This is a genomic window from Gemmobacter denitrificans, assembly GCF_036964905.1.
GTDB classification, from domain to species: domain Bacteria; phylum Pseudomonadota; class Alphaproteobacteria; order Rhodobacterales; family Rhodobacteraceae; genus Gemmobacter; species Gemmobacter denitrificans.
The window spans coordinates 1-2,268 of sequence record NZ_JBALHR010000043.1; the positions used below are offsets into that span (position 1 = coordinate 1).

Annotated in this window: 2 protein-coding genes; both read right to left on the reverse strand. The window is 59.7% G+C overall.

The features are described 5' to 3' along the window. Nucleotides 1-324: 324 nt before the first annotated feature. On the reverse strand, nucleotides 325-831 hold the full coding sequence (locus tag V6590_RS20720; protein ID WP_335425612.1) for a chemotaxis protein CheD: 507 nt from the start codon (nucleotides 829-831) through the stop codon (nucleotides 325-327). Continuing rightward, nucleotides 828-1,814 (reverse strand): CheB methylesterase domain-containing protein, encoded by a 987-nt coding sequence (locus V6590_RS20725; RefSeq protein WP_335420760.1) that lies wholly within the window; start codon nucleotides 1,812-1,814, stop codon nucleotides 828-830. Before V6590_RS20725 ends, V6590_RS20720 begins: the two co-directional genes overlap by 4 nt. Between the last annotated feature and the right edge of the window lie 454 nt (nucleotides 1,815-2,268).

The following is a 2,268-nucleotide window of genomic DNA, read 5'->3' on the forward strand; positions in this document are numbered from 1 at the left end:
GTCGCCGCGCCCGAGGTTGATCTCGATGCCCTGAAGCCCTCCGTCACGATCGCCGTCGCCAAGATGAGCAAGTTTTCCCAGAAGCTCACTGGTATGGACCTTTAGCGCCACACGCAGATGGACAGGGGTGGTAGCGATAAGCAGTCATGTGGATGCAGTGAGCGGATGCCGTTGGGTGGTGGCATCCACCGCATCAGCTCAGTCAGTTCAGAACCCGAGCACGAGGTGATAGGAATACAGCGTCGGTAATTGGGCTTTAGAGCAAGATCGGTTCATCCTTGATCCGATTTACCAAATTCCGGGGCTACACACTTGGCAAGCCCCCTATAGAGCTATCCATTGTTGTCCGTTTGAAGACGATTGTGGGTCTGTCGCCTGATCCGCCAGCAGAAGTTGCTGGGCCCTGCCGGTTGCAGGCCAAAACCGGATCCGCCGGGCAGAATTTCCACCCAGGCTCATGGAAATGCAGGGAATCCGCTCGCCCGCCAGAAAGGCAATGGCTGCCTCGCCGTTGCGGCGGCCGATATCCGGAAGCCCGGCCATCATGCGGGCACCTCCGAAAATCTTGGCCTGTAGCCGAGACCGTTGCGCCCCTTGTTTCAACAAGCCGTTCACCAGACGCTCCATCGAGGCCGAAGCGAAACGCATATCCCCCTCGCGTGCGCCGGTATCATCGGCCAGCAGAAAGTGGTTCATGCCGCCGATCTGACGCTGCGGATCGTACATGCAGGCGGCAACGCATGATCCCAGTACTGTCGTGATCATCACATCCTGCGAATCGGAGATCGCCTGTTCCCCCTGGATGACATGAAGGGTGCGCTGTTCGGTCATCTTGGGCCCCGCAAGCTTGCCTGGGCGGGAACCGATTGTGCGGCACCGGCCAGAAGGGCTGCACCGATACGGTCCAGCGGAAGAATGGCAGAGGCCGCGCCCATTTCGGCGGCGATTCGCGGCATGCCGTAAACCGTGCAGGTTTCGCGGTTCTGGGCGATGGTAAAGCCGCCTGCCGCACGAATTTCGCCGAGCCCCCGGGCACCGTCAGCGCCCATTCCGGTAAGCAGGGCCGCCGCGACCTTTGGGCCAAAGGCGGCAGCCGATTGAAACAAAGCATCCACCGAAGGCCGGTGTGGGCAGGTTGCAGGGGCCGGAACAATGGCCATCCGTGGCCGGGCGGTTCCTGTCAGCACCAAGTGGCAATCAGCGGTTGCCGCGATATGGACTGTGCCTCGTGTCGGAATCGCATTGTCCTGTGCCGCCACGACATGGGGTGTGCAGCAGCGGTTCAGTCGGTCAAGCAGACCATCCAGGAAATTCGGCCTGATATGCTGAACGATCAGGGTCGGCGGGCATTCGGTGGTGAATTGCGACAGAACCGTCTCGATCGCAGCGATCCCGCCCGTCGATGCGCCGATCAGGATCAGTTCGGGTTTGTGTGCGGTTGTGCTGGGCGGAGGTTTCGGCCGGGTCCGTCCCGCCAGAACATCGGCCACGACTGCAGGATTGTCGTCGCGCCCAAAATCCACCCAGGCGGTATTGGGGGGCAGCTGCGCCGGTGGTTGGGCGCCGTAGACAACCCAGCGGGCACCGATAGCCTTGATAAGGCGCAGGAACATGTCGAATCCCGGTTCGGCCGCAGCGGTGTCAGAAATGGCGAGACTGACGGGTTGGGCTTCCTCGACCAGGCTGAAGGCTTCAAACAGCGACATGGCTCCGATCACCCGCAACGGTGCCAGTGCCCCGGCCACGCGGCGCAGCCGCAGCGAATCGGGGTCAACCACTATCGCGATCTGGTTTCTTGCGGTATCTTGGGACACGCGAAGCTCCGGCATTCCAAGGTCATGAATTTGACCTCTGCCAGACAGGCTAGACTTGCAGCCGTAAACGAACCCTTTCTGTGTGTTTCTGCGTGAAAATTGATCCCTTAGGCAGTGCATTGGCATGCATGTGTGTATGTCCCCTTCGAATAAAGGGTTTTAACAACTTCTGAGCATGCGATCAGGTGCGTTCATGTGACAGGCTTCATGGCGTCCAGCTTTTCATGTGCCGCGGGCTATATCTTTGGAGACCCCGGCCGCCGCAGCGGACTTACCATCACGCGCAAGGATGCCTGCGGCGCATTCAAGCTGCGACTTCTCCCACTGATGCATCATCGGGGGATCAACTTTATAGGCTGCCGCTAATTCCCACAGTGTGAGCTACTCCCCGAAAATCGGACAGTGACGGAAGCTACGATCTGAAGTCTGCTGATCTCCAAGCACGAGGAGATCA

Coding starts and splice junctions, on each gene's coding strand:
- V6590_RS20720 (WP_335425612.1), bottom strand. CDS start 831: ATGACCGAACAGCGCACCCTTCATGTCATCCAGGGGGAACAGGCGATC.